The organism is Variovorax sp. P1_H2 (assembly GCF_056405295.1).
This window is the reverse complement of sequence record NZ_JBFUCJ010000106.1, coordinates 1-26,134: the sequence shown is the minus strand read 5'-3', so window position 1 is coordinate 26,134 and position 26,134 is coordinate 1. Positions and strand designations below refer to the sequence as shown.

Here is a 26,134-nt window from a genome sequence, read left to right as displayed (position 1 = left end):
CCGCGGCGATGCCCGGGCGGTCCGGACCCATGATCCGAACCGAGTGAAGGCTTTGTGTCACGTTGAAGCCCGCCTGTGCCGCCGCACGGATTTCACGGTCGTTCTGCAGCGGCGTGACGTAGACGACCCCCGTCGCTGGCTTGTCCGGCGTCCGCCTCGCAATGACGAATTGCAGGTCGGCCCCCGCTTCGCGTAGCGTATCCAGCACCTCGGCAAGGCCGCCGGGGCGGTCCTGGATGGTCGCTGCCCATACATCTGTAGGTTCCACGAGAAGATCCATGATTGATCCTCCATTTTCGTTGCTGACGTGTCGATCAGAGGCTAGGCCATAACCGCCAGGTTGACAAGGTTTGGCACCGTGGTATAGGTTTTTTTGCTGGGAATTCGATCTGCCCGAAAAAGGAGTCGCCGTCATGACTGAACACAGATCGCCTCGCCATCCTGCCAAGCAGCAGACTGTCGATGTCTCCGAGGCACAGATCGCGGTGCATTGGCCGGAAGAGGACTACGTCGCGCCCCCCATCCGGTTCATCGCGCAGGCCAATTTGACCGACGCTGGCGTCTTCCAGCGTTTTGCCCTCGACAAATTCCCTGAGTGCTTCAAGGAATTCGCGGACCTTCTCGACTGGTACCAGTACTGGCAGACGACGCTCGACGCCAGCAACCCGCCGTTTTGGCGCTGGTTCGTCGGCGGCAGGATCAACGCCTGCCACAACTGTGTCGATCGTCACCTCGTCAAACACAAGAACAAGACCGCGATCCATTTCGTGCCCGAGCCGGAGAACGAGCCGGTACAGCACCTGACCTATCAAGAGCTGTTCGTCCGCGTCAACGAGTTCGCGGCGCTGTTGCGCGACTTCTGCGGACTCAAGGCGGGCGACCGCGTGACCTTGCACATGCCGATGGTGGCGGAACTGCCGATCACCATGCTCGCCTGCGCGCGGCTGGGCGTGATCCACTCGCAGGTGTTCAGCGGCTTCAGCGGCAAGGCTTGTGCCGACCGCATCTGGGATTCCGAGAGCCGCGTGCTGATCACGATGGACGCGTACTACCGCGCCGGCCATCTGCTCGAGCACAAGGAAAAGGCCGACATCGCGGTGAAGGCGGCCGCCAGCCTCGGCCAGCAGGTCGACCAGGTCCTGGTCTGGCAGCGCTACCCGGGCAAGACCTCGAGCGCGACGCCGCTCGTCGAGGGGCGCGACGTCATCGTCAACGAGCTGCTCGGCAAGTTCCGCGGCCAGCGTGTCGAGCCCACGCCGATGCCGGCCGAGGCGCCGCTGTTCCTGATGTACACGAGCGGCACCACCGGACGGCCGAAAGGTTGCCAACATTCGATCGGCGGCTACCTCGCCTACGTCACCTGGACATCCAAATACATCCAGGACATCCACCCCGAGGACGTGTACTGGTGCATGGCCGACATCGGCTGGATCACGGGCCATTCCTACATCGTCTACGGCCCGTTGGCGCTCGCCGCTTCAACGGTCGTGTATGAAGGCGTTCCGACCCATCCGGACGCCGGCCGGCCATGGCGCATCGCCGAACAACTCGACGTCAATATCTTCCATACCTCGCCCACGGCAATCCGCGCGCTGCGGCGCGACGGACCCGACGAGCCGGCGAAGTACGACCACCACTTCAAGCACATGACGACCGTTGGCGAGCCGATCGAGCCCGAGGTGTGGAAGTGGTACCACCGCATGGTCGGCAAGGGCGAAGCCGTCATCGTGGACACCTGGTGGCAGACCGAAACCGGCGGCTTCCTCTGCAGCACGGTGCCGGGCATCCACCAGATGAAACCCGGCAGCACCGGGCCCGCGATTCCCGGCATTCACCCGGTGATCTACGACGATCGGGGCAAGGAGCTCGCCGGCGGTTCGGGCAAGGCCGGCAACATCTGCATCCGCAATCCCTGGCCGGGTGGCTTCCAGACGATCTGGAAGGACCCCGAGCGTTATGTTCGCCAGTACTACGCGCGCTACTGCAAGGACCCCCAGAGCAAGGACTGGCGCGACTGGCCCTACCTGACGGGCGACGGCGCGGTACAGGCGCGCGACGGGTATTACCGCATCCTCGGTCGGATCGACGACGTGATCAACGTCGCCGGCCACCGCCTGGGCACCAAGGAAATCGAATCGGCAGCGCTCCTCGTGCCAGAGGTGGTCGAGGCGGCCGTGGTTCCGGTGGCCGACCCGGTCAAGGGCAAGGTGCCCGACCTGTATGTCGCGTTGAAGTTGGGGCTAGCGCCTTCCACGGAGATCGCCAACCGGATCTCGGCATCGGTGGTGTCCGAGATCGGCGCCATTGCGCGTCCGCGCCGTGTGATCGTCGTTCCAGACATGCCCAAGACGCGCTCGGGAAAGATCATGCGCCGCGTGCTCGCAGCGATTTCGAACCGCCAGGATCCCGGCGACGTGTCCACCCTCGCCAATCCGGAGGTCGTCGACCGGATCAGGGAGTTGGCCCAATAGAACCGTTTTTGGCGACGAGGTGGAGACCAAGGCAGTGCTCGAGGACTCACGACGCCATTCGGATCGCCTGCTCGCCCCGATCCGCTCGAAACTCGCGCACGAGACGATCAAGACGCACTTCCACATCGCTGTGGGCCATCCGGCCGAGCAGATCGTGCGCTACGCCGAGGAACACGCGGTGGACCATATCTTGGTGGGCCACCGCGGCCGCACCCTCTTCGAGCGCTGGCTGATCGGTTCCGTGGCGCGGCAAGTCATCGCGTACGCCCATTGTGCGGTCACGGTGCTGAGGTAGCTCCACGTCATGATTGGAGAACGCCATGACCAACCGAATTCTCGTCGCCTATGACGGAACGCCTGCCTCTGGCAGGGCCTTCGACCAGGCCTTGACCTTGGCCCAACAGAGCGCGTCGTCGCTGCATGTCGTTGCCGTCGCGTGGTCCGCTGAAGTCGAAACTCGCGCCAGTATCGACCGGGCTCGCGTCAGATGCACTTCGTGTCTGCGCGGGCTGCATGCTCGCGCGGCCGACGCGGATGTCGTTCTCGAGCTCGAAGTGGCCGAAGGCATTGCCGCTGAACAGATCGTGGCGGTCGCCGAGCGGATTGGAGCCGACACCATCGTGATGGGTCATCGACACCGCTCACTGCTCAAGCGCTTGGCCGAAGGCTCGGTCGCCAAACGCGTCATCGACCGGGCTCGATGCTGCGTGCTCGTCGCCCCTTGACGAGGTGAATAGCCACTGCTTGACATGTCCCCGCACACAAGCCACGGACGCGAGCTCGAACGCATCGCCGAGCCCCCAGGGAAACCGGGCGATCACCTGGTAGAACTGCTCGAGGGCCTGCAGCACCCGCAGAACAATGTGCGAATGCGCTGCATCCTCGCGCTGGGCTGGTAGGGGTGATCGTACTTTCGGTGCAGATCGGTGCGCTTTGATCGAAAAAGATCTTCAATATCAAAGACTTGCGTGAGGCAGGTCGCGATGAAATTCGCTCGCATGCAAGTTGTTGATTTCTCTATACATTCTTACTGCAACCGTATCAAACTGCACCGAAAGTACGATCACCCCGGGGAGGGGGGGGCGTGGCTGACTTTCGACATCGAAACAAAATTGTTGAATAGACGCCATCAACTTGTCAACCAATCGTGAATAGCTTCCTTGCTACAAGACGTCACACTCAATAAAATTACTTACATCCCAATCAAGAACGAGACTCCCACATGTACAAGGCCGCCTTCCTGATCCCCGTTGCTTCAGCCGTTGCTTCTATCGTCGGTGTACCTGCCTACGCCAGTGTGCCCGACCAGGTAGGTGAGGCGGCGGCCAAGACGCCGAGCACAGCCTCGACGGGCGCCATGGGAACGCTGCTGACCTATATGCGCGGCGACGAGCAACATCAAGTGCTCATGAAGCGCGATGACAGTGGCACCGTGCTGGCCTACCACCAGTCCCACTCCTCGCATTCCAGCCACTCCTCGCATTCCTCGCACCGCTCTTCCGCCTACTAACGAGCCGTGAACCGCACGCGGACGACCCCGCGCGCGTGAATTGTTGACTTGGGCGCCCTTGGGCCGGAAGTGGCGCATCCTCAGACGGGGCCCAGCACCTGTCGCCTGCTGCGCCAGCAGCCCGGCCATTGACCGCGCCTAAGGCGCCGCAACCCCGACTGTTTCGCCGTACGGCCCGCACCCCGCGGTTGGTGCGGCTCCGTTACCGCCTGCCAACCTGGATCGCGTCATCCAAGCGGTCCTCTCTGCACGACCTGACCTGGAACCGCCACATGAATACGACGCTTGTTTTTGACCCTGCCGTGTACGCTTTGATGGCCATCGAAAAGGCCGCCTACCGTTTCAGCGACCGGTTCACTTGTCTGATCCAAACCACGCGGGCCGGACTCCAGGTGACGCTCAAGCCCAAGCGCGCGGACATGAGCGATGAAGCGCATCAAGCCGCACTCGACGATTTTCAGACCGAGGTGCTGGATCAGAATCTGCGCGAGAAGATCAAGCTCGAGACGGCGCCCACGCGCAACCTCATTTTGGCGCACGCCTTCTCCCGTACCGGCCTCGTTGGCCAGTGAGGCGTCGATGAGCAAATTTCAGCCCATTACCTTCTTCGACCGCCGCCACGACGGCGCAGGCGCGAGTGCCGTGGCAGGGGCCACGCGGCAAGGCGCCGCGACCAATGGGTATCAACTGATGCCCTTCAAGTTCACGGAGCTGGATGCGGACCGCTTTGTGATGACGAACATCGCCGGTGAGTACTTGGTGCTTCCCAAGCAGCAGGTGCGTCAGTTCGCCGATCGCACGCTTCCCACGAGCTCGGACGCCTACGTCGATCTGCGCTCGCATCACTTTCTGGTCGATGCCAACACCTCGGTGGCTCCGGATCTCCTGGCCGTCAAGCTGCGCACCCGCTATTCGCGCTTGGCCAATTTCACCGGACTGCACATCTTCGTCGTCACGCTGCGCTGCGAGCACTCGTGCCCCTATTGCCAGGTATCGCGGCAAAACGAGGACAGGGGCTCCTTTGACATGACGCAGGAACAGGCGAGCGCGGCTATCGACCTCGCCCTACGCTCGCCGGCAGATGCCATCAAGATCGAGTTCCAGGGCGGAGAGCCGCTCCTCAATTTCCCTCTCATTGAGTACATCGTGCACGAGAGCAAGCGGCGCAACAACGCACGCAAGGAGATCGGCTTCGTCATTGCCACCAATCTGGCCATCATCAGCGACGAGGTGCTGGCGTTTTGCAGGGAACACGAAGTCCACATCTCCACGTCCCTGGATGGGCCAAGGGAGCTGCACAATGGCAACCGCCCGCGGCCAGGTCGCGACAGCTACGAGCGCGTCATCGAAGGAATCCAGCGCTCGCGCGATGCCATCGGCAAGGCCAACGTCTCGGCGCTCATGACCACCACCGAGGCTAGCTTGTCGCAGGTTCAGGCCATCATCGACGAGTACCTGGCCCAGGATTTCAAGGGCATTTTTCTGCGCCCGCTGTCGCCCTACGGCTTTGCCATAAAAACCAAGTCCTACCGCGCCTATGGCGTGCAGCGCTGGCTGGAGTTCTACAAGCAGGGCCTGGACTACGTGATCGAGTTGAACCGCAAAGGCATCGAGTTTCGCGAGTTCTACGCGGCGACCATCCTGAAGAAGATGCTCACGTTCGACGATCCCGGCTACGTGGACCTGATGAGCCCCGCGGGCATCGCGCTGGGCGCGATCGTCTACAACTACGACGGCGCCGTGTTCGCCTCCGACGAGGCGCGCATGCTCGCCGAGATGGGGGACGACAAGTTCCGACTCGGCAATGTCCTGAGCAACACCTACGAAGAGATCTTCCTGAACGAAACGCTCCTGGAAGCCTTGGAAGACAGCTTCGCGCAAAGCGCTCCCATGTGCACCGATTGCGCCTTCGAGCCGTACTGCGGATCCGATCCGGTTCAGCACTGGGGCTTGCACAAAGATTTCCTGGGTCGCAAGACCGAGTCGGAGTTTTGCACGCGCAACATGGCCATCTTCAAGCACTTGATCGGCCTCATGGAGTCCGACCCGTTCATCAAGTCCTTGTTCACCCGCTGGGCCCAATAGGGAGACTCAAAGATGCTGAAACTTCGTGGAAAAACCGTGGCGGTGAAGAAATCGGCCGTCGAGCCGTGCCTATTGAAAGTGACTCAGGATTCCTGCCTCCCGGCGCGAATCCGCCCTCAGTACGCGCTTTTGCTGGACGCCGCGAATTTGGAGGGGGTCGCCGGCTTTGGCGCCGTGCTTTTGCGAGTTGAGGTGGCAGCTGACGACGCGGCCCAGAGCCCAGCCAGCGACATCTATCAGCTCGGCGAGGACTACGCCTACCTGGCCGAAGGCGACATCGTGCGCTTGAACCCGAGCCAGGACACCTTGAGCGTGCTGTTTCGCGTCAACTCGAACAGCAACACCATCCTGCTGACCGAGCAGTGCAATCACTACTGCTTGATGTGCTCGCAGCCGCCGAGGAACGTCGATGACTTCTGGATCCTCGACGAGGTCTTCGAGTTGATCCGCATGATCCCGGAAGGAACGCCCTCGCTCGGCTTTTCGGGCGGAGAGCCCACGCTCTACGGGGATCGCTTCATCGCGCTCGTGCAGCACGTCAAGAGCCACTTGCCGCGTACTCGGATCGACATCCTGACCAACGGACGGGCCTTTCACGATACAGCGTTCGCGCACAAGCTCGGGCAGGTCAAGCACCCAAACCTCACCTTGGGTATTCCGCTGTACTCCGACGATCCGGTGCGCCATGACTACGTGGTGCAGGCGCCAGGCGCGTTCGATGAGACGGTCAAGGGCATTCTCAACCTGCGCGCCGCGGGCGTGCGCGTGGAGATCCGTGTAGTGGTGCATCGAGAGACGCTCCCGCGCCTAGTGCAGACTTGTCGCTTTATTGCGAGGAACCTGCTGTTCGTCCACCACGTCGCCTTGATGGGCCTGGAGATCACCGGCTTTACCCGCGCCAATCTGGACAAGCTCTGGGTGGACCCTCACGAATATCGCGACACGTTGTCCGAAGCCGCCGGCGTGTTGGTGAGCTACGGGATCAAGGCGTCCATCTACAACCACCAGCTGTGCCTGGTCAACGATGACCTACGCCCCATCTACCGCAAGTCGATCTCCGACTGGAAGAACGAATACCTGGACGAGTGCACGACGTGCGAGCAACGCAGCGATTGCGGCGGCTTCTTCTCCTCGGCGGTTCAATATCGCCACAGCGCCCACATCCGGCCGATTCGAACAATGGAGCAGGCGAACTCGCCGCTGCTCGAGCAGGCGGCATGACGGTCATCCCCTAACTTATGTCGCCGAAACGATGCTTTGGACTTCTGAAAAAATGATCATGAAATCCACCCTCCTCGTCATATCTCTTTCGCTGCTATCCCTCAGTGCGTTCGCCTGGGACGGTACGGATTCAGAAACCGGGGCGGCCGTGGAAATCGAGCGCGGGACGCTCGTTCGTTCGGGCCGCGGCATCGACTATTTTGACTACGACGCAGGCGCGTACAAGTCGGCGACGGTCGATTCCGTGCGTCGTGTCGGTAGGACCGTCGAGGTAGGAGTTACCGATGACGATACCGGTGAAGCACGCACTCTTCAGATGGATGGCGAATAGTCGATGGCGTCGCGCATGACCTTCAGCTGCGGAAGGCTCAGATGGCCGCGTTGCTCGGCGCGCCACGCTGGCGCATGCTGTCGGAAGATGTCGGCGACCTCCAAGGAAGGCCGGCCTCCAGCGGGAGATCAGTAGCCACGTGGGTGTACACGGTGGTGGTCTCCAGGCGCTTGTGTCCCAGCAAAACCTGGATCACACGGATGTCGACCTTGCTCTCCAGCAGGTGACTGCCTTTGGGTTCTCGGTCGCACTGAACTGACGGCGAGATCTGCCAGATCCTCGGGGGACAGTTGCAGCCAAAAAGAATACTTGCGTAATAGTGTCACTTTCGGTTACAAGTGACCACTCCCTCACTCTTGGCCGCCTGCCTCGCCTTCGTTGGAAACGCCCGTCGTCGATTCCTTGCGCGCACGTGCCAGGCGCATCGCCGCCGACGGCCGATTCGTTTCCGTCGATGTCGAAGCCCATCCGGAGAAGGGCGACCGGATCTTCGCGGTCGGCGCCGTGCGCTCAGACAGCGCGGACGCTTTCAGCAGTGCTTGCTCGCCGGCCAAAGCCTCCTCGGTGGCGGCCTCACTGAATAGCTTCGTCCGAGAGGGCAGGGTGCTGTTGGGGCACAACCTCCGGCGCCATGACGTTCCCCTGTTGCGAGATCAGCTCCCTCAACTCGAATGCTTGAGCTGGCCCGTGCTCGACACCCTGGAGCTGTCGGCCCTCGCTTTTCCCAGCAATCCTTACCACCGGCTGGTCAAAGGCTACAAGCTGCTCACCGACGAGCGCAACAACCCGACCAAGGATGCGAGGGTGGCGCTCAATGTGCTCGAGGAGGCCGTCGAAGCGCTGCTGGAGACGAACGAGCAGGAGCCCTGGTGGCTGGCACTGCTGCATTCCTTGTGCCGCGACGACGAGGGCATGGCCACGCTGCTGTCCCAAGTCAGGGAGGAGACGGCGCCGAGCAGCGAAGCGGCCGGGCACATCGTCGCGAGCCGCTTCGCCGGTCGCTGTTGCGCCACACGCTTGCGCGATCTGGCGCATGACGTCACAACGGCCGTCGACAACCACGATTCTTGGTCGACCGCGTTTGCCCTCGGTTGGATCCGGGTCTCAGGCGGCAACTCGATCCTCCCTCATTGGGTTTTTCATGAGCTGCCCGCCGTCCGGCAGCTGATCGCCGACCTGCGGGAGATCGACTGCGGACACCCCGACTGCCAGTACTGCCGCCTGAATCACCACCCCGAGTCGCTCCTGTCGATGCTGTTCGGCAAGCCAAGCTTTCGCGCGCTGCCGACGGCGCCCGATGGAAGCTCCCTGCAGCGCGCCATCGTCAGCGCGGGCCTGGCGCGCCAGAGCCTGCTGGCCGTGCTGCCGACCGGCGGTGGCAAGTCCATCTGCTACCAGTTCCCCGCGCTCGTCCACTACCGCCGCTCGGGTCGATTGACCGTGGTCATCTCCCCGCTTCAGTCGCTGATGCGCGACCAGGTGGACAACCTCATGAAGGCCGACATCCAGTGCGCGGCCACGGTCAACGGGATGCTCACCCCCTTGGAGCGGCGGGATGTCCTGGATCGCATCCGCCTGGGCGACATCGGCATCGTGCTGGTCTCGCCCGAGCAATTCCGAAGCCGAACCTTCGTGGAGGCAATACGCGTGCGGGAGATCGCCGCGTGGGTGTTCGACGAAGCCCACTGCCTGTCCAAGTGGGGCCACGACTTCCGAACTGACTACCTGTACGTCTCCCGCTTCATTCGAGAGCAATTTCCGGGTCAGGCACCCGTGGCCTGCTTCACAGCCACCGCCAAGCCCGACGTCATCGAAGACCTTTGCAGCCACTTTCAGGAGGGCCTTCAGATCGAGCTGAAGACTTTCCTGGGTGGGCACGAGCGAACCAACCTGTCCTATGCGGTCGTGCCCACCTCGGGCGGAGAGAAGCCGCAGCGCATCGTCGAGCTGCTGCGCGATGGCCTGCGCCGGGAGGACGCGGCCGTGGTGTTCTGCGCCACCCGCAAGAACGCAGAGACCCTCGCCCAGATCGTCGCGCAGCAAGGCATCTCCTGCGGCTGTTATCACGGCGGGCTCACCGCCGACCTGCGCAAGGAGTCCCAGCGGCAGTTCCTGGAGGGCGAGCTGCAGGTGATCGCCGCCACCAATGCTTTTGGCATGGGGGTGGACAAGCCCAACGTGCGCCTGGTCATTCACGCGGACATCCCTGGCTCCCTGGAGAACTACCTGCAGGAGGCGGGCAGGGCAGGGCGCGACGGCGAGCAAGCCCGGTGCGTCCTGCTGTTCGACCCGCAGGATGTGGAGACCCAGTTCAAGCTCTCCTCCAGTTCACAGCTCTCGAAGCGGGATTTCAGCGGCCTGCTGCGCGCCCTGCGCGACCAAGCGAAGAAGCTCGGCAAGGACGAGATCGTGGTGTCGGCCAAGGAACTCCTTGCGCAGAGCAGCGGCACCGCCATCGATGTCGATGCGCCAGACGCCTCCACCAAGGTGACCACCGCCATCGCCTGGCTCGAGCGAAACGATTTTCTCAAGCGCAACGAGAACGCAACCAAGGTGTTTCCCGCGAGCCTGCGGGTGGCCTCCCTGCAGGAAGCCAAGGACCGGATCGACAAGGCGAACCTGCCGGCCAGCAAGCAGCAGAAGTTCCTGGCCGTCGCGATCGCGCTGTTTCGCTCCGACACGCCGGAGGGCCTGAGCACCGACGAGCTCATGCTCGATGCCGGCATCCGACCGGAAGAATGCTTTCGGATCGTCCACCAGCTGGCCAAGCTCGGGATTCTCGTCAACGACCTCGGGTTGACGGTGCGCCTGATGTGCCGCGTGCGAGGTGCCTCGTCCCTCCGCTTGGAATTCCTGTGCGCCCTGGAAAGGGAACTCCTCGACCTGATGTCGGAGCACGCACCCGATGCCGATCAGGACGAGTCGCACCAGCACCTGAATCTGCGGGCGGTCTGCACCGAACTGCGCACGCGGCTCATGGCAGACGGTGAGACTGTTCAGGTCGACCCCACGCAAGTTCGGGCCTGCCTGCGATCGATGGCCGACGGGTTCGGCTCGGGCAATGACAAGCGCAGCATGATCCAGCTGCAGCCCCTGGGTGAGGACACCCTGCGCGTGACCTTGCGCCGCTCGTGGGCCCAGATCCGCAGGATCTGCGAGCTGCGACGCGCCGTGGCGCAAGTCACGCTCGATCGCCTGCTCGCAGAGGTGCCCGAGGGCGTCAAAGGCGCCTGCATGGTGGAATGCAAAGCCCAGGCCCTGATCGACGCGCTGAACGACGATCTGATCCTGAAAACCCAGCTGAATGAACCCGAGGTCGCACTCGAGAGTGCGCTCCTGTACCTGCATCAGACCCGGGTGCTCGAGCTGGACAAGGGGCGCTCGGTGTTCCGCTCCGCGATGACCATCCAGATGCAAGGTGAAACCTCCAGGCAGTTCACCGTGGCCGCCTTCGCGCCGCTGGAGGAGTTCTACAAGGAACGGACCCTGCAGACCCATGTCATGCACGAGTACGCCAAGCTCGGCGCGGAAGATCCGGCCAAGGCGCAGGACCTGGTCAAGGCGTATTTCACACTGCCGCACAAGCAGTTCATCAAGGAGTTCTTCCGCGGCCGCACAGACCTGCTGGAGCGCAAAACCACCGATGAGTCCTATCGGCGCATCGTCGACGATCTTCAGCACCCGGTGCAGGAGGCGCTCGTCACCCAAATGAAACCGGGCAATCACCTGGTGCTGGCGGGGCCCGGCTCAGGCAAGACACGCGTGATCGTGCACCGCATTGCCTACCTGTTGCGGGTCCTTCGCGTCAGCCCGGGTCGCATCATCGCGCTGGCCTACAACCGGAGCGCTGCGGTCCAGCTGCGCCGACGCCTTCAGGCCTTGGCCGGGGACGACGGCAGGGGGTTGCTGGTCATGACCTACCACGCCATGGCGCTTCGCTTGACCGGCACCAGCCTGGCGGGGGCCGAGCGCGCGGCCAGCGCGGTCGACTTCAAGCAGATGCTCCAGGATGCGATCGATCTGCTCGAAGGCAGGAGTTCGGGTCTGACCGATGCGGACGAGATCCGTGATCGGCTGCTGCAGGGCTATGAGTACATCTTCGTCGACGAGTACCAGGACATCGACGAGCAGCAGTACGCCCTGGTCAGCGCCTTGGCCGGCCGACGACGCATCGATGCGGACAGCAAGCTGAGCATCATGGCGGTCGGGGACGACGACCAGAACATCTACTCGTTCAAGGGCGCGAACGTCGAATTCATCCGGCGCTTCCGGGCCGACTACGAAGGGGAGCTCACGTACCTCGTCGAGAACTTCCGCTCCACCCAGAACATCATCTCGGCGGCCAACCATGTGATCCAGCGTGGCGCTGACCGGATGAAGGTCGATCATCCGATCCGGATCGACGCCCGGCGCAAGGACGATCCGCACGGGGGGCGATGGGCCGAGGAGGACCCAGCGAGTCACGGTGCGGTGCGCCTCGTCACCAGCCCGACCAGCCCGAATCTTCAGGCTCAACTGGTCTATGCAGAGATCCAGCGAATTCGGCACCTCGACCCTGCCGTGAAGCTCTCGGAGATCGCGGTGCTCAGTCGCACGCATGCTCCGCTGGAGAACATGCGGGCCATCTGTGATGTCGAAGAGTTGCCCTGCGAGATCACGGGGCCTGAGGCGGCCAAGGGGCAGATCTCGCTGATGCGGACCCGCGAGGGTTGGGCACTTGCCCAAGCGCTTCGGCGGCGCCAGGTGCGCATGGTCCGACTGGGTGCGTTGCGCAGGCAATTGAATCGCCAACGGCGCGCACAACCCCGAAACGCCGCGCTGCAGGACCTCCAGGAGATCGTCGAGRACATTGCCTCGACGCTTCAGGCGGACATCGTCCCGGCGGCCGAGGTGCTGGMGCTTTTCTATGAGGCCGCGGGGGAGATGCGACGCGACGGCCGGGATAGCGCCGTCAAGCTCATGACGGCGCACGCCGCCAAGGGCCTGGAGTTCGACCACGTCATAGTGATGGACTGCGCCGACTGGCGCTGGGACCATGAGGACGAGAGGCGGCTTCTCTACGTTGCCATGACACGCGCGCGGCTGACGCTGACCTTGATGCGGGCAGAAGGCGGGCAAAACCCCTACTTGGTCGATCTTGGGACAGTCGGCGGGGTGCAGGACTGCTTGCCGGACGTCCGGCCTCGGCATCGCGCGGATCTCGAGCGCCGGTACGTCATGCTCGGGGCAGCCAACATGGATATTGGGTTTGCCGGGCGCAATTCGCCTTCCCATCCGGTCCATCGAGCGATCGCGGCCCTACGTCCCGGGGATCCGGTCGAGCTGAGGGGGCGATTTGTCAATTCGGCCAATGGTCAGACCGTCGGCAGGCTGGCCGCGAACGTAGACGAGAGCCCGCTGCAAGGAGGGGCCGTTTCAGTGGTGGCCGTGATGGTGCGCACACGGTTTCAGACGCCCGACACTTACTGGCCATCGTTACAAGTGGATGAATGGGAGACGCCGCTGGTGGAGGTCCAACTGGGAGCCGCGAGTACTGAGGATGGACCAAATGGAGGGCTCTGACTCAAGTTGATCGAAAACTCGCTACTTGGCGATGGTTCACGTGAAGATGCATCAAAAATATGTAAGCAGTGGAGGGGCAGTGTTCCCTCGAACAAGAGTTGAACGATTGAATAACGCAGCGACGGGCACTGCATTCAACTCGGTGGACGGGAGAGACCTTTCACCAGCGATAGCCCTAAAAACAACATTTCAATGCGAAATTAAGTTGAYGTCCATGCAATCATAAGTCTCAGCTTTAGTCAGCCCAATTTTGTCCGGAAAGATAGTACAGATGAGTATGAAAAAGCAGTGTGCGGATCAGGGTGGGATGCCCCTTGGAGTTGTCGATGTGACGTCAAAAGAATGTGCTGAGAGGTCAACGACAGTGGGATGACTATGCCTTCCTAGAATTCGGCAAGATTTCGACTTTCCAACCATCATTCGATGCCCAAGACCAACAATCGCGACGACTTCCTCGCGCCCGTGATACGTGAACTACGCGAGCGGTCGGGGAACGCCTGCTCGAAATGCGGCGTCTCGACGCTGGCGCCGAAATCAGGTCCTCGTGGCGTACTCGTTCACGGCGTCGCGGCGCACATTTATGCAGCCTCTCCCGCTGGTCCAAGACCGGCCCCCCATCTGAGCCGGGAAGAACGGCGTGCCTACGACAACGGCATCTGGCTGTGTCACGACTGCGCAAGCCTCGTTGACAAGGACAGCGTGCACTACCCGGCTGCGGCCCTCGTCGCCTTGAAGATGAAGCGGGAGGCCGAAGCCCGAGAAACGCTAGGTCGGCGGCCGGGTGAAAAAGAAGGACATCAGCAGGTGCTTGCCGCAATGTCCGGCTTTCCAAGCCTGGGCGCAACTCCGCCAGTGATCGCCAACGCCCACCGGGCGACCGAGTTGTTCATGCACCGGCTTGATCCGCGCCTTGAGATCAGGAGCAGCTACTCGAATGGTCGCGCGCAAATAGAAATAGAAGCGCGCGCGCCCGTCTCGTTCACGTTGGTCGCGCCGCTGGCTCACCAGCGCGGCTGGCAGGCCGCAATAGACGAGTTGCTGGCCCATGGTATCGGCAACTTCAGCCTGCAGGGAGTCAAGGCTGAAGGCTCCCCACTGCTAGCCCAGATCGTCGATCAGGCTGTATCTATGTCGATCGAAACTGCGCCACGCGCGGCTACACTCCGACTCGATCTCGAGTCCCCCGATCGTGAGGTGTGGCCTTTCATGCATACCGAAGGAGGTGTGATCGCGGGCTCTGCATCCGCAGTCTACGAGGGGCGTGCCTTTGACGGCCTGTTCAGCATCTGCATGCCGATCGATTTGGCGCCCTCGGGTTCCCGGGAAGGCCTGACGTTCAAGATCGACTTCGAACGGTGGTCAGGACGCAGATTGGTTGAGATCCCTTTCACTGCGAAGATCAATGAATTTGTCGACAAGCTCAAGACACAGTGGCGCCCCCGGCTGACTATGGAAGTCGAAGGCGAGAAAGTCTTCACGACGCTTGGCATCGCCAACGCGGAGACGATCTTCAATCTAGAGTTCTACCGCTATTTACACGCCTGCGTCAGGCTGGCTGGATTTGCGCGATCCAACGCGCGCTTCCAACCAACGGCTGAGATCTCTCGACTCGAATTTGATGAGGTGATAGAAGCACGCGACCATCATGACCCAGCCGTTGTTTTGACGGGGAGGGACTTCCGACGCCCTATCATGTTAAAGGGTCCGACAGACGCACAGGCCACAGCTTTATTCTCGGCTGAACACTTGGTCGTTCGTGCGCAAGAACACGAGCCGCAGACGGTCCGGTTGTTCGGTCAAGCCACCACACTGCCGCGCCGCGAATGGCTATGCGGCAAGGCTCGGTTGGTTCAACGTGACGACATCGCCGCTGATCCTGGATTTCGAGCGTGCGAATTGATCATGGACGATGATGCGCCTGTCACGATGTCGCCGACACGGCCTGGCCCAACCTCCTGACCGGCCGAACCCGCCCAAGCTGCTCACGCTGCCTGTGCATGTCCTTGTAGAGCATGGCGAGCGAGCGAGCGTGGCCGGCCTCGGATCTCTGCATTGACTTAGCCGAGATTCGAGAACAACTTGAGTCCAAGAAGAATATTTTTGAAGTCCTCGATGAATGGTCCTCTTCGCACTGGATAGTCGACCTCAGGCTGGTTGTGGATATTTAACGTTTGGTTGATCCAGTATCCGACTAGGCACCGCTTCGTGAGTTTCAATGCTTGACGGGTGAAAAGCTCAAATGGGACAAGATCAGAGGGAGAACTAGTTATCGTGGATGATCAATCGACAAATAATGACGCCGTACGGGCAGCCGAGAGGGAAGTCGATATGACAGCTTCCAGCAGCGCGCTGCTGGAAGCGGGGTGTTCGCAAGCCATGTGGACAATACTCTCCGTTGTTGAAGACCTACACCTGAAGAATCGGGCGATCAAGCCCTTGTCTGACGAAGAGTTGCCCATCTTCGTCGACAACCTGATGAATTCAGCGACTCATCCTCTTCGCTCCTGTCTCCGACATGGGGCTGGTGGTATGGACGGCCGTGGAAAGGACAAGCCGGTCGAGAAGTCGCTGATTGAGCGTCACTACCAGGATGCGTCCGATTGGCTGAGGGACGCCGATGGCTACAGAATCTTCTGCGCGATCTTCCCGCTTTGGCACAGGGGCAAGGTCGAACTATCCGTAGAGGGCAAACGCTTGCGAGCGCCGGGGTTACCAACTCAAGAGCCTGAGTATGAGGCCTACAACAGGCTGGTTCACAAGGACGCTCTCCGGGGTGATGCGGTCGTAGACTTGTCCGTCCTGCAAGACCTCATCGCTCCCCACATCCGAGTTGCGAAGAAATCTTTCGAGTTGTACTACGAGCCGCGCCTCGCCAAGGCGCTCCAGGATCACACTCGTCACCACAACCAGAATCGGTATGCCCTTCCGGATGACTGGCGATTCGGGGCCTTCACGATCGGCGATTTCAAGTCAATCTTCCACACCGTGCAAGGCCTATTGCAGGGCTGGTTCTTAGCTCGCCTCGCTGTCGCTGCCAACGGTTTGCCTGAAATGGGCTACATCAGTGCGGTGTGGACGCCTCGCAAAGAGGAGCTTGGAAGGYGGTTGCAGCGCTACACCGGCCTATCGCCGCAGACAATCGATGCAGTTCTGTCATATTTGACTTTCGGCGCGCATGGCATTCGCGACCCGGACATCGCGATTCAGCCGCTCGTGGAACTTGCCGGGGGCTTCTACGCACTTTCGCCGTTCATCTGGCTTCACGCTGACGCGGAGCGCAACCTTTGCGTTCTCCTCAACCAACTCCCAGAGTTTCGGGTCACCTACGCTGGGTTGACACACCAAAAGGAGGAACTATTGCGACAGAGCCTGATTCGCGAGCTAGCCGGGCTGGGATTTGACTTTCGCTACGGCTTTTTAGATGACACTGATGTCGATCTGGCCATCATCGATCACGAGTCGAAGAACTGCCTTTGCGTCGAGTTGAAGTGGTTCATCGAACCAGCGGAGGTGCGGGAAATTGAGCAGCGCTCAGCAGAGCTAAGGAAGGGCGTGACACAAGCGAAGCGCATTTCAGATGCGCACAGCGCCGCGCAGGCAAATGAGGCCGCGGGTGTGTCGCACCCGACGCACACTCGCCTTCACTCGTTGCTTCGCATCTCGGGCCAGTACGATCTACTGGCCGTTGTGGGTTCACACAGTTGGATCGGGTTCAGCGACGTACAAGACCCGCTGGTGCCTATTATCAAGGTCTGGCAGATAGTGCTGCATCTTCGAGAGGGGCGCTCGCTCGCTCGCACCCTAGCGTGGCTTCGACAAAGAAACTACCTCCCAATACAGGATGAACACTTCTTGGTAGGAAGTACACAGATTCACTGTGGAGAATGGGAAGCAAACTGGTACGGAATTGGTCCGGTCAACTCGTCGACTCAGCCGCCTATTAGTGCCCTTATCTGAAATAGTGCATCGATCAGAAAGATCGCTCTAAATGGAACTAGATCTTTGTGATTCATCAGTTCTTCGTCGGTCTCGAACGCAGGCGCCGTCACATCGATGAGTTCAACGCGAGCTTGGTCAGGACCACAAAGACAGCGGAACGTCAATACCGGTGATGCTTCGAGCGAGCCACGCGACGACAGTGCGCGTATCGGTCGCGCTCATGCCGAGCACGTCTGAGGGCCGCTGGCCAGTAACGTGCGCCAGGCGGATCGCGAACTTCAGTGGCAGGCCTGCGTGCTCTATCACCTTTGCCAGCAATTCGTCATCGGTGTAGGCATCCCGTCCCTCCTCCCGGAATCCCTTGATTCCGGCGCATGGATTCGGGAGCTTGGTGTGGCCGTTCTCGCGGGCGTAGTTCCAGATGTGCGAAATCAGTGCCTGCTCGCGATTGGCCCGGACCTGACCGTATTTCGCAGGAATCGGAATAGGTGTGCGGCCGCTCTTCACGCGCTCGACGTTCTTCGCTTCAGCGGCCTTTCGCGCTTCGGCAACGCGCCAGTTCAGGTACGCCTTGATGTGCTTCGGCTCGATTTTGTCGATTGGTGCCGGCGGCGTGTTGAAGAACTTGAGAATCCACGCCCGTTCCTTCTCGTCGTCCCGACGGGTGCGCGGCTCCTTCCCCGGAATCACGTCCGTCCAGTAGTCCTGCACAACCTCGGCGAACGTGCCGTGCGCGGCGACGCCGGGTGTCTTCACGAGCTCGGACCACTTGCGAATCGCCTTGGTGTAGTCCGAGCCGAGCGGGATCTCGACCCTGAGCTTGCCGCCGGTGTCGAGGTAGTAGTGCACGAGATTTCCCCGCGGGCGGGCGCGCATTGCCACGCTCACCGCGCGGGCCGCACTCGCCGGCGTCGTGTTGCACCACACAGAGGGGCGACTTTGTGCCGCACCTCTTCATCCATCGTCTCCCGCTGGGCGCTGACGCGCGAGTTCACGGACCTTGATGCCGTGGAGCGCTGGCTCGACTTGGTGACTGGCCAGAAGCTCGGCCCACGCGCGTTTCGGCGCCATGCCGCTGCTCGTGCTGGACGAGATCGGTGTGTCGCGCGGCAGTGAGTGGGAAGCCGAGCAGCTCTTCACGGTTGTCGACGAGCGGTACCGCCTCGAGCGCCCGACGGTCGTGGTGTCGAACCTGCCCGCGGGCGAGATCAAGCAGCTGGTCGGCGACCGCGTCTATGACCGGCTGCGCGAAGGCGCGAAGGTGGTGCCGATGAACTGGCCCAGCCACCGCGGGAGCCGTGCATGAAGCTACCAGTTTCGCGCGCTGTCGTTGAGCCAATCTGCGCACCCATAGCGCAACGAAGCCCAGTCGCGTTGAAGTCGAACCACGAAGATCTTGTCATTGGCGTCGACCAAAGAGGTCAGGCCATCGCGAATAGCTTCGGTCGTGGCAGTCGTGTCGAGCAGCCAAACGGACTCAAGCCCCTTGCAGTTTGCGAAGCGCTTCAGATAGTCGTGCACCGGGGTGTAGTTCCGGCCGGGTTGCTTGAGGTCGTAGGTGACGAGAAGGATTGCCATCGATGCTCCATGAAGGTGGACACAAACGGTAACTTCTGCCGCCACCCCGTTCCTCCTCATCTTTGGGGATGCGCCGGAGACCTGATTTGAGCGCCCGAGTCGTCCGGTTGACGAAGCCGCGCGTCGAGCGCGCAGCAAAGGAACGCCTGTGAAGGACACCGATCCCCTCTGGCCGAGTTCCTGCAGGGCAGTCTCAAGGATCAGGATTCCATCATCGGCAAGGTCACCGGCGCCCTGGTCGGAGGCGGCAGCGCCGGAACATCCAAGGCCGCAGCGGGCGCCGGAAGCACCGCCGCAGGCCTCGGAGGCGTGGCCGCCAGCTCCAGCAACGCCAGCACGGCGCTGATCGGCTTGGCAGATGCGGCCAACGCGGCAATGTACTCGATGGGCGGCACTGGTGCCTCGAGCTCGGGCTTCACGGACCAGCTCATCAGCGGCATCGCGAGCGCCTTCGGCGGCATCGGTAACGGCGCTGCCACGGCGCTGGCCAACGCCAGCGGCACCGGCCTCGATGGTCTGTTCAAGTACACCAACAACTTCAGCGGCCGGGCCATGGGCGGCCCGGTCGGTGCGGGCTCTGTGCACCAGGTGGTGGAGAACGGACCTGAACTGCTGACGGTGGGGAACAGGACACTCCTCATGATGGGAGCGCAAGGTGGTCACGTGACCCCGACCAAGGCCACTGGCGGCGGCATCCGCCCCATCGTGAACAACTTCACCGTCCAGGGCAACGTTGATCGGCGGACCCAGGGCCAGATCTCAGCAGCCGCTGGCCGCGCCATCCGCAGGCCGAGTACCGCAACGGCTGATCTCGGCTTTGCGGGCCGGGTTGTGGGTTCAGAAAGCAAAAACGCCCCGATGGAGCGTTGCTGCTAGCTACTGCAGGGGCCCGCCTGGCGAGAGATTGCTGAGCAGCAACCAGAGTTTGCGGCCGACCGGAAGCAGCAGTAGCACTGCTAGAACGGTCAGCGCGCCTGTTACTGCCAAACCCTGCGCCAGGGGAGACAACGCACCATGGGGTGGAGCAACTGCCGGCAAGAACATGCACACCAAGGAAGCAACGAATGCAGCCAAGAAGGCGGCAGAGTCGAGAAAAAGATCCTTCAGCAGGTTCTGAAAATGCCCGGTTCGCATGAGGTTCTGCGCGAGGGTGGTCGCGGACACCGCATAGAGCAACGCGCCCGCAGAAACTAAGAAGCCCAGCAATGTGGCGTTGGCGCCTACCAGGGTGCCCGCAGTGGCGCGCGCACCTTCCCCTGTGATCTCGGCCCCGCAGAAGCGAACGAGGGCGCCGCCGCTAAACGCTGCGACGACTACCGCCAGCGGGCGAAACCAACCCACTGATCTACTTTCCGAAGAAGGTCTTGAGGTCGGCCTTCCTCTTGTCGCGGAGTGCGGCGATTGCAGCGAAGAGGTCATCGGGAGCAGGGCGGCCTTTCAAGTTGAGGTCAACTGTGACAGATTCCACGATGCGGTCGRCGATAAGGTCAATCGCCTCATTGTCTTCCTCGAGCTTGATGCGAGCAACCCGAGCCTGTCCTGACCTGGCCACGTCGACGATAGCGTGCTTCAACTGCTCCAAGAGGTGCGTCGGTGCCCTGCCGGTGCTCAGCCGCATGCGAGCTTGATGCGCGCCAGCCCCCCGGAGAAGCTTCATTGCGTCTGTCGTCCAGGCATCGCCATAGAACGCCGGATCCTTCGGCGGTTGAATGGAGAAGTCGAGCCACTTGGGCGATCCGCCGTTCAAGATCCGCTCGTATGAGTCGGTGGTCAAGATCGGCTCAAGCCCGATAGGGGTCCCGGTGAGCTGGGACAGATAGCTCTGGAAGCGCGATGAGTGGCTGCCCGTCGAGTTGCGCTGATACAGCAGAAGATTCTGGTCGGCGAAATACACCATGAAGTTCTTCTCCACGAGGCCATAGCCTGGTCTGAGATGCACGTCCTCGTCTTCGCCTTGAGCATTCCCCTGTTCGGGCATGACGTTGTTGCGCCACCTACCGAACACCGCCATGATCACCTTGCCCTTCCCGCTGCGCTTTATGGATCGTAGTTGGTGGTGTTCGTCGGCGTCGGCCGAGAGGGACTTGGCGTCCAGGAACGTCGCGTTCTCATCCGCGAACAGGTCGCTAATCAATCCATGCTCACGCTCGCCGTCGTTGGTGCAAACGTAAAAGTCGACCTTGAAGGTCTTTTGCTTCGCCATTCCTCACTCCACCGCTGTAACAATTGTTTGCGGATCATAGAGGGAGGTCGAGCCAACCTCGGGTCGGAAAACCGACACGGACCTACCAGATATGGCACAGGTGCGCGGTCATCTCCTCAAAATTGAGGAGGAGGGCTGGCCGCCCAGGCTCGGAGCGGTGCGGTCATCACTTCAACCGCAACTGTGGAAGGCGTAGCTGCGGTTTGGGGCCGGCTCACCGCACGAGGTCGAACCTGACACCTTGACCCTGAGCCGGGATAGGCTCGTTGCTGCCGACCTGCTGCAGGTCCGCCACGCGCCACCTGGTGCTGCTGCCCAGCTTGATAGGCCTGGGAAGCGTTCCTTCCTTCACCTCGCGCCAGAGCGTCGAAACGCCTATGGATAGCATACGTGCTGCTTCTGCAGCGGTCACGTACAGGCGCGCAGGTGACGCGGGCGTCCTGGTGCTGGGCGAGGTGGGAACTCCCGTTTCGCCCGGTACCGTAGGCAGCACAGGCGGCGCCCGGCGCGGTTTCGGTAAGGGCGGCACTTCTGGCCCAGCGGCATGCTTGGAGCGGCGCTCCAGAGCCTCCTGCCGCGCCTTCTCGGCCAAGAAGACCAGCAGGTCCGCGCGCAAGAATATCCAGTTGCGGCCGATCTTCAGCGCCGGGAGCTCGCCGGCGCGCGCCATCTCTTCGACCAGCTCGGAGGTGCAATGCAGCAGCACGGCGCATTCTTCGGAGTTGATGACGTCGCGCATTAGGCCCCCCGTCCGGGAAAAGAAAGGACCTCCCTGCCGTGAAGCGGGGAGGTTCTCGATTTGCGGAACACATACCGCAATTGCGTAACAGTGCTCACAAAAAACATAGCGCGTAACCCGCGCCAGTTCTATGTTGGTGGTGGGGCCCTGAGAGACTCGAACCTCGACCTACGTATTAAGAGTCCGCAGCTTGCAGCGGCACGAGCTCCGGATCGACCCGCCGTCAGGTCAAGCCGTTGTCGGGCTGTCCTACCGACGAATCCATCATCCGAGCCACCGCGCTCACCTGGGCGGCACCTGCCCGGAAATACCCCGCGACGGTATCCACACTCCGATGCCCCGTCATCGCCATAGTTTCCTGAAGCGGCATGTTCTGCCGTCCCGCCTCGGTCACGAACCCCGACCGCAGCGAGTGCGCCGAGAAATCCTCTCCCACCCCTGCGAGCGCACACCGCGCCTTCACGATGTCCCGAACCGCCGTCCCCGAGAGCCCGTCGGTACCCAACTTGCCGTTCTTGAGGATGCGCCGGAAGAGGGGCCCCGACGTGATGCCGCTGGCCTTGAGCCAGGCCTCCAGGGCGACGGCGGCCGATCCGACCACCGGCTTCACGTCTTCCGCCCGGATCTTCCCGTTGTGGTTCGTCTTCGAACTGGCCAGCGTGTACAGATAGGCGCCTTCATCGCCGCGGTGCAGGTTCTCGAAGACGGCTTCTGACACCTCCGAGCGCCGGCGCCCACCCGAGGCCCAGGCGAAGAGGAGGAGGGCGCGGTCGCGTTTTCCTTTCAGCGAGTCGTCGCAGGTCTCCAGCACCGCCTCCAGCGGCTCCTTGGTCAGCGCACGCTGCTTGTGGGGCAGGGCGTTGCGCTTCGCATAGGCTTTTCTCGTTTTGCTCAAGAGCGCTTTCACCGCAGGGTCGACGCACGGATTGGGCTGCTTGGAAAGGTGGTGCGCCATCGAGAGCACCGAGATCCGGTGCATGAGGGTGTTCAGCGCCGGCGCGCCAAGCTTGCCCTTGAAACCGGCCTCGACCAGGGCCTCGTCGATCTCGAGCGGCAGCTGGTGCTCAAGGCCCGCCTTGGTCGAGCGCTGGGCGTGGTCGACGATGAACTGGACGACCACGGGGACTGCAACCGGGAGCGCCATCTGCCGCCCGTAGCGCGCGCCGAACCAGGCGGCCCAGTAGCGCATGGCCGTGCGGTACGCCAGGCGCGTGTTGTCCGACTCGCCTTCGGCCATCAGGTCGTGCGCGGCTTCCTCGGCCATGTCGGACAGTTGGCTAGGGTCGAGCAGCGCATGGTCGTTTTTCAGCGGCACCAGGGCCTTGGACACCTTGGGCACCTGGGCCGATTTGGAGAGCATCACAATCCTGGGGGTGTGCGGTGCAGCAAAGTAAGCTTTGGAGATGGAAGCCGGAGCATCTTCTAGACAGGAGGTCCTGCAGCTGCGCGCAGTGCTGCGCAGCATCAGCCCGCTGATCTGGCGGCGACTTCTGGTGCGCGGCGATACCAGCGTCGCCCGGCTTCACCAGATCCTGCAGGTCGCGTTCGGCTGGGAGGACATGCACCTTCATCGCTTCGAGATTCGCGGTCGCGAGTACGGTGTCCATCAGGAGGGCGGCGTGTTCTTCGACACCGACGCGCACGAAGTCCTGATCGGACAACTGAAGCTGCGGCGCCTTGAGCGATTCACCTACGAATACGACTTCGGCGATCTGTGGGTGCACGACCTGCGCATCGAGGCGACCTTGCCGCTGGATCCCAAGCTGGTGTACCCGGTATGCATCGCAGGCCGGCGCGCCGCACCCCCAGAGGATTGCGGCGGTCCGCATGCGTTCATGGCCACTCGGTTCGAGTACACCCTGATCGGCGAGAGCAGGTCCCGCCAAGAGTTCGAGGATCTTCTCGACGATGAGGTGGATGACGAGGAATGGGCCATCTTGCGCCACTACCACCCCGACCGCTTCGATCGGCGCGCCGTGAACCGAAGGCTCGCCGCGTTGGCTGYGCCGTCTTAGGAAAGGTGGGCCCCATGAGAGTCACCGTACAGATTCGCATTGAGGGCGCCGCGTCGCGCCCCTTCACCGTGCCGCTCCACTCCGTCGATCGCGCATGTGACCAGGTTCAGGACGTCGGACTCGTTCTCGACGACGCCAAGTCCATCCTTGGCAAGCTCCAACAAGCGCTTGTCCAAGAGCAGCTGGATGGCTACCTTTCCGACCGCAGGGCCTGTCCGCATTGCGCCAAGCCGCGCGCCGTCAAAGGCTACCACCCGCTGCGCTTTCGCACCGCCTTCGGGGATATCGACTTGCGCAGCCCCCGTTGGCGCCGCTGCCGCTGCGAGCAATCCCAGGAGGCTACGTTCTGTCCGCTCAGCGAACTGCTGACGGTGCACACGTCCCCAGAACTGACCTACCTGCAGGCCAAGTGGGCCGCGCAAGTCTCCTTCCCAGCGGTCGGTGCGCTGTTGCATGATGTGTTGCCCGTCGACCAGGGGCTGCATCCGGAAACCATTCGTCGGCACGTTCTGGACACCGCAGAGCGACTCGAAGCGCAGCTCGGCCCGGAGCAGTTCGCCTACGACGGCGGCGCCCAGCGCGAGATCGAAGCCTCGCCGGAACCTGCCGCTCCCATCACGGTGGGGCTGGACGGAGGCTACATCCGAGGTCGCGATCGCCTGCCGGGTGCCAACGGATGCTTCGAGGTCATCGCCGGAAAGAGCATCCCGGAGGAAGGTGCGGCGAAAGTCTTCGCCTTCGTCCATCGGATAGACCGCAAACCGAAGCGGAGGCTGCGCGCCGTGCTCGAGTCGCAAGGCATCCACCCTCGACAGCACATCACGTTCCTGTGTGACGGCGGCGACACCGTGCGCGAGCTTGGCGCCTTCCTGCACCCGCGATCCGAGCACATTCTGGATTGGTTCCACGTCGCCATGCGCATCGAGCAGCTCTTGCAAACGGCACGCGGGTGGCAAGGCTCGGAGAAGGAAAGCCTCCTCAAGGGCATCGAACGCGTCAAATGGTTCCTGTGGCATGGAAACGTGATCCGCGCCGACGAAACCTTGTACGRCCTGGTCGAGGAAGTCGACGGCGTGCTCGAGCAGGACAGGCAAGCTGGGCGGCCGCCTTCGGTCGTGCTGAAGAAACTTGATCGGGCGCTGGGTGAATTCGCGACCTACGTCGACAACAACGCCGGCGCCATCGTCAACTACGGAGAGCGGTACCGGTGCGGGGAGCGCATTGCAACTGGCTTCGTTGAATCCGCGGTCAACCAGGTGATCTCCAAGCGGTTCGTGAAAAAGCAGCAGATGCGCTGGACGCCGCGCGGCGCGCATCTGCTCCTCCAGGTTCGCACCCAGGTCCTCAATGACGAGCTACGCGCGTCCTTCGAGAGGTGGTATCCGGGTTTCGGAGCTCGGGACCACGTGCCGCTCGCGGCGTAGGCGGTGGAGCAAGGATGCTGCACTGCACACCCCCAGGATTGTGATGCTCTCAAGATGAAGGAGTCGGAAATCAACCGCGAGGACTCAACAAGGAGCGGCAGGGATACTGGAAGGCGCGCGCTGAACAGATCAAGTTTCAGGCCTGATTGCAGGAAACACATGAAGAAGCTGGAACAACTCGTTGCGCGTACGCACGCCCGGACGCGCCCCTCCGACACAGCGGACATCGAACGGCTCGAACAACGGCTCGGCTTTTCGTTGTCGAACGAATATCGCGACTACCTCTCGTCGTTCGGGGTGATCGTTCACGGTTCGAGCGAGGTCTATGGTCTCGGCATCCCTGACGGCTATTACCTCAACGTGCTTGACGCGCATGCCGACCTGAGCCGCGACCCGACCTATCTCGCCGACGCCGTCCCGCTTATGGATTTGGGAGACGGCCGTTCGTCTCTTGGCGACGCCGAAGGGTGGCATTGTCAAGACGCTCGACCTTCGCCTGGAGCCATTTCTCGTCGAGCACGTGTTCTGCGATGATGTTCCGTAGGAACATGGACCTCCCGTCCAGTTCGGCCCACTCCCGCAGTTCTCACGGCCGCCCAACCTGTTGCGCGCAGCGCAGATCCTCGGCGGTGGGCGAGCGTGAACGAATTCGCGCATTGTGAGGATTGACTGAACTTGGGAGGGGGCATGCAGTTGTTTTGCGGCATGTTGGGGCCGGACAGGGTGGGCTCGTCCCGGCGGCTGCGGTCGCTCGGCCTGGCGGGCGCCGTCCGGCAATTCAACGAGCGAGCCGTACCGGGCCTGGGTGGGGTCTGGTTCGGCAAGCAGTTGATGCTGGCGTTGCTGGGCGTGCGGGTTGCGGAACTTCAGGTCGAGGGGGGCCGCGCCGTCGCGAAGATGGAATGCGCCAACGCCATCGAGGCTCTGGCCAGATGGCCTTGGCGTTCACGGCGGTGTCGATGGTGGCCTTCAGGAGTTCTTCGACGCCGGCCTCGCCCAGGGCCGCGCGAAAGCGCCCGATCTGCGTGGCATCACACGGAAAGCGCGGCTCATAGT

The 26,134-nt window shown here is 62.2% G+C and carries 25 protein-coding genes and 1 pseudogene; 17 read left to right on the top strand and 9 right to left on the bottom strand.

Features of this window, described 5'->3' with window-relative positions:
- Positions 1–280, bottom strand: a 280-nt coding sequence (locus AC1D2E_RS27630; RefSeq protein ID WP_478200352.1) for an ACT domain-containing protein, incomplete at its 3' end; no start/stop codon positions are given.
- Between the two features lie 133 nt (positions 281–413).
- On the opposite strand from AC1D2E_RS27630, the gene acs reads away from it, so the two are divergent.
- The 9 genes from acs to AC1D2E_RS27585 all read left to right on the top strand — a co-directional run bounded on the left by acs (position 414) and on the right by AC1D2E_RS27585 (position 7,618).
- Positions 414–2,471, top strand: coding sequence for an acetate--CoA ligase (gene acs / locus AC1D2E_RS27625; protein WP_478200351.1), 2,058 nt, complete (start codon positions 414–416; stop codon positions 2,469–2,471).
- 19 nt (positions 2,472–2,490) lie between these two features.
- Positions 2,491–2,766, top strand: coding sequence for a universal stress protein (locus tag AC1D2E_RS27620; RefSeq protein ID WP_478200350.1), 276 nt, complete (start codon positions 2,491–2,493; stop codon positions 2,764–2,766).
- A gap of 25 nt (positions 2,767–2,791) precedes the next feature.
- Entirely contained in the window at positions 2,792–3,196 is a 405-nt protein-coding gene (locus tag AC1D2E_RS27615) for a universal stress protein (protein ID WP_478200349.1), read from the top strand.
- Positions 3,197–3,220: 24 nt separating this feature from the next.
- Entirely contained in the window at positions 3,221–3,370 is a 150-nt protein-coding gene (locus AC1D2E_RS27610; RefSeq protein WP_478200348.1) for a hypothetical protein, read from the top strand.
- Positions 3,371–3,693: 323 nt separating this feature from the next.
- A complete protein-coding gene (gene hxsA2 / locus AC1D2E_RS27605) occupies positions 3,694–3,981 on the top strand; it encodes a His-Xaa-Ser repeat protein HxsA2 (protein ID WP_478200347.1) in 288 nt (95 codons plus the stop codon).
- Positions 3,982–4,253: 272 nt separating this feature from the next.
- Entirely contained in the window at positions 4,254–4,553 is a 300-nt protein-coding gene (gene hxsD, locus AC1D2E_RS27600; protein WP_478200346.1) for a His-Xaa-Ser system protein HxsD, read from the top strand.
- 7 nt (positions 4,554–4,560) lie between these two features.
- Positions 4,561–6,066: a His-Xaa-Ser system radical SAM maturase HxsB gene (hxsB, locus tag AC1D2E_RS27595; RefSeq protein ID WP_478200345.1), complete on the top strand. Its 1,506-nt coding sequence runs from the start codon at positions 4,561–4,563 to the stop codon at positions 6,064–6,066.
- A gap of 12 nt (positions 6,067–6,078) precedes the next feature.
- Entirely contained in the window at positions 6,079–7,287 is a 1,209-nt protein-coding gene (gene hxsC, locus AC1D2E_RS27590) for a His-Xaa-Ser system radical SAM maturase HxsC (protein WP_478200344.1), read from the top strand.
- A 58-nt stretch (positions 7,288–7,345) separates the two neighbouring features.
- Positions 7,346–7,618 carry a DUF5334 family protein gene (locus tag AC1D2E_RS27585; protein WP_478200343.1) on the top strand — a complete coding sequence of 91 codons (273 nt, stop codon included), beginning with the start codon at positions 7,346–7,348 and terminating at the stop codon, positions 7,616–7,618.
- Here the strand turns inward: AC1D2E_RS27585 and AC1D2E_RS27580 are convergent.
- Both AC1D2E_RS27580 and AC1D2E_RS27575 read right to left on the bottom strand, forming a co-directional pair.
- Positions 7,600–7,722, bottom strand: coding sequence for a hypothetical protein (locus AC1D2E_RS27580; protein ID WP_478200355.1), 123 nt, complete (start codon positions 7,720–7,722; stop codon positions 7,600–7,602). The two genes, AC1D2E_RS27585 and AC1D2E_RS27580, sit on opposite strands and share 19 nt — an antisense overlap.
- Before the next feature lie 20 nt (positions 7,723–7,742).
- Positions 7,743–7,847: pseudogene (locus AC1D2E_RS27575) on the bottom strand (tyrosine-type recombinase/integrase); the annotation flags it as partial.
- Positions 7,848–7,996: 149 nt separating this feature from the next.
- Here AC1D2E_RS27575 and AC1D2E_RS27570 point away from each other — a divergent pair.
- From AC1D2E_RS27570 to AC1D2E_RS27560, 3 genes are all read left to right on the top strand, one after another.
- The gene (locus tag AC1D2E_RS27570) at positions 7,997–13,180 is read left to right on the top strand and encodes a RecQ family ATP-dependent DNA helicase (protein ID WP_478200342.1); all 5,184 of its coding nucleotides are present in this window, start codon (positions 7,997–7,999) and stop codon (positions 13,178–13,180) included.
- 423 nt (positions 13,181–13,603) lie between these two features.
- Positions 13,604–15,139 carry a hypothetical protein gene (locus tag AC1D2E_RS27565; protein WP_478200341.1) on the top strand — a complete coding sequence of 512 codons (1,536 nt, stop codon included), beginning with the start codon at positions 13,604–13,606 and terminating at the stop codon, positions 15,137–15,139.
- A 369-nt stretch (positions 15,140–15,508) separates the two neighbouring features.
- Positions 15,509–17,137: a hypothetical protein gene (locus AC1D2E_RS27560; protein ID WP_478200340.1), complete on the top strand. Its 1,629-nt coding sequence runs from the start codon at positions 15,509–15,511 to the stop codon at positions 17,135–17,137.
- 117 nt (positions 17,138–17,254) lie between these two features.
- Here AC1D2E_RS27560 and AC1D2E_RS27555 read toward each other — a convergent pair whose 3' ends face one another.
- Positions 17,255–17,968 carry a hypothetical protein gene (locus AC1D2E_RS27555; protein WP_478200339.1) on the bottom strand — a complete coding sequence of 238 codons (714 nt, stop codon included), beginning with the start codon at positions 17,966–17,968 and terminating at the stop codon, positions 17,255–17,257.
- A 184-nt stretch (positions 17,969–18,152) separates the two neighbouring features.
- On the opposite strand from AC1D2E_RS27555, the gene AC1D2E_RS27550 reads away from it, so the two are divergent.
- Positions 18,153–18,425, top strand: a complete 273-nt coding sequence (locus AC1D2E_RS27550; RefSeq protein WP_478200354.1) for an ATP-binding protein — start codon at positions 18,153–18,155, stop codon at positions 18,423–18,425.
- 2 nt (positions 18,426–18,427) lie between these two features.
- On the opposite strand, the gene AC1D2E_RS27545 is transcribed toward AC1D2E_RS27550, so the two are convergent.
- Entirely contained in the window at positions 18,428–18,697 is a 270-nt protein-coding gene (locus tag AC1D2E_RS27545; RefSeq protein WP_478200338.1) for a hypothetical protein, read from the bottom strand.
- Positions 18,698–19,006: 309 nt separating this feature from the next.
- Between AC1D2E_RS27545 and AC1D2E_RS27540 the strand changes: the two genes are divergently transcribed.
- Positions 19,007–19,573 (top strand): hypothetical protein, encoded by a 567-nt coding sequence (locus tag AC1D2E_RS27540; protein WP_478200337.1) that lies wholly within the window; start codon positions 19,007–19,009, stop codon positions 19,571–19,573.
- Here AC1D2E_RS27540 and AC1D2E_RS27535 read toward each other — a convergent pair whose 3' ends face one another.
- The 4 genes from AC1D2E_RS27535 to AC1D2E_RS27520 all read right to left on the bottom strand — a co-directional run bounded on the left by AC1D2E_RS27535 (position 19,574) and on the right by AC1D2E_RS27520 (position 22,903).
- Positions 19,574–20,038: a hypothetical protein gene (locus tag AC1D2E_RS27535; RefSeq protein WP_478200336.1), complete on the bottom strand. Its 465-nt coding sequence runs from the start codon at positions 20,036–20,038 to the stop codon at positions 19,574–19,576.
- A gap of 4 nt (positions 20,039–20,042) precedes the next feature.
- The gene (locus tag AC1D2E_RS27530) at positions 20,043–20,900 is read right to left on the bottom strand and encodes a DUF6731 family protein (protein WP_478200335.1); all 858 of its coding nucleotides are present in this window, start codon (positions 20,898–20,900) and stop codon (positions 20,043–20,045) included.
- 214 nt (positions 20,901–21,114) lie between these two features.
- Positions 21,115–21,639 carry a helix-turn-helix domain-containing protein gene (locus AC1D2E_RS27525; RefSeq protein WP_478200334.1) on the bottom strand — a complete coding sequence of 175 codons (525 nt, stop codon included), beginning with the start codon at positions 21,637–21,639 and terminating at the stop codon, positions 21,115–21,117.
- Between the two features lie 223 nt (positions 21,640–21,862).
- On the bottom strand, positions 21,863–22,903 hold the full coding sequence (locus AC1D2E_RS27520; RefSeq protein WP_478200353.1) for a site-specific integrase: 1,041 nt from the start codon (positions 22,901–22,903) through the stop codon (positions 21,863–21,865).
- A gap of 139 nt (positions 22,904–23,042) precedes the next feature.
- On the opposite strand from AC1D2E_RS27520, the gene AC1D2E_RS27515 reads away from it, so the two are divergent.
- From AC1D2E_RS27515 to AC1D2E_RS27505, 3 genes are all read left to right on the top strand, one after another.
- The gene (locus tag AC1D2E_RS27515; RefSeq protein WP_478200333.1) at positions 23,043–23,654 is read left to right on the top strand and encodes a plasmid pRiA4b ORF-3 family protein; all 612 of its coding nucleotides are present in this window, start codon (positions 23,043–23,045) and stop codon (positions 23,652–23,654) included.
- Positions 23,655–23,668: 14 nt separating this feature from the next.
- Positions 23,669–25,078, top strand: a complete 1,410-nt coding sequence (locus tag AC1D2E_RS27510; protein ID WP_478200332.1) for an ISKra4 family transposase — start codon at positions 23,669–23,671, stop codon at positions 25,076–25,078.
- 159 nt (positions 25,079–25,237) lie between these two features.
- Positions 25,238–25,612: an SMI1/KNR4 family protein gene (locus tag AC1D2E_RS27505; protein ID WP_478200331.1), complete on the top strand. Its 375-nt coding sequence runs from the start codon at positions 25,238–25,240 to the stop codon at positions 25,610–25,612.
- The last annotated feature ends 522 nt before the right edge of the window (positions 25,613–26,134 follow it).

What these genes read in the sequence shown, in the direction of transcription:
- AC1D2E_RS27585 (WP_478200343.1), top strand. Translation starts at nt 7,346, where the DNA reads ATGAAATCCACCCTCCTCGTCATATCTCTTTCGCTGCTATCCCTCAGT.
- AC1D2E_RS27610 (WP_478200348.1), top strand. Translation starts at nt 3,221, where the DNA reads ATGTCCCCGCACACAAGCCACGGACGCGAGCTCGAACGCATCGCCGAG.
- hxsA2 (WP_478200347.1), top strand. Translation starts at nt 3,694, where the DNA reads ATGTACAAGGCCGCCTTCCTGATCCCCGTTGCTTCAGCCGTTGCTTCT.
- AC1D2E_RS27615 (WP_478200349.1), top strand. Translation starts at nt 2,792, where the DNA reads ATGACCAACCGAATTCTCGTCGCCTATGACGGAACGCCTGCCTCTGGC.
- AC1D2E_RS27565 (WP_478200341.1), top strand. Translation starts at nt 13,604, where the DNA reads ATGCCCAAGACCAACAATCGCGACGACTTCCTCGCGCCCGTGATACGT.
- hxsD (WP_478200346.1), top strand. Translation starts at nt 4,254, where the DNA reads ATGAATACGACGCTTGTTTTTGACCCTGCCGTGTACGCTTTGATGGCC.
- AC1D2E_RS27520 (WP_478200353.1), bottom strand. Translation starts at nt 22,903, where the DNA reads ATGGCCGAGGAAGCCGCGCACGACCTGATGGCCGAAGGCGAGTCGGAC.
- acs (WP_478200351.1), top strand. Translation starts at nt 414, where the DNA reads ATGACTGAACACAGATCGCCTCGCCATCCTGCCAAGCAGCAGACTGTC.
- AC1D2E_RS27505 (WP_478200331.1), top strand. Translation starts at nt 25,238, where the DNA reads ATGAAGAAGCTGGAACAACTCGTTGCGCGTACGCACGCCCGGACGCGC.
- hxsC (WP_478200344.1), top strand. Translation starts at nt 6,079, where the DNA reads ATGCTGAAACTTCGTGGAAAAACCGTGGCGGTGAAGAAATCGGCCGTC.
- AC1D2E_RS27545 (WP_478200338.1), bottom strand. Translation starts at nt 18,697, where the DNA reads ATGGCAATCCTTCTCGTCACCTACGACCTCAAGCAACCCGGCCGGAAC.
- AC1D2E_RS27525 (WP_478200334.1), bottom strand. Translation starts at nt 21,639, where the DNA reads ATGCGCGACGTCATCAACTCCGAAGAATGCGCCGTGCTGCTGCATTGC.
- hxsB (WP_478200345.1), top strand. Translation starts at nt 4,561, where the DNA reads ATGAGCAAATTTCAGCCCATTACCTTCTTCGACCGCCGCCACGACGGC.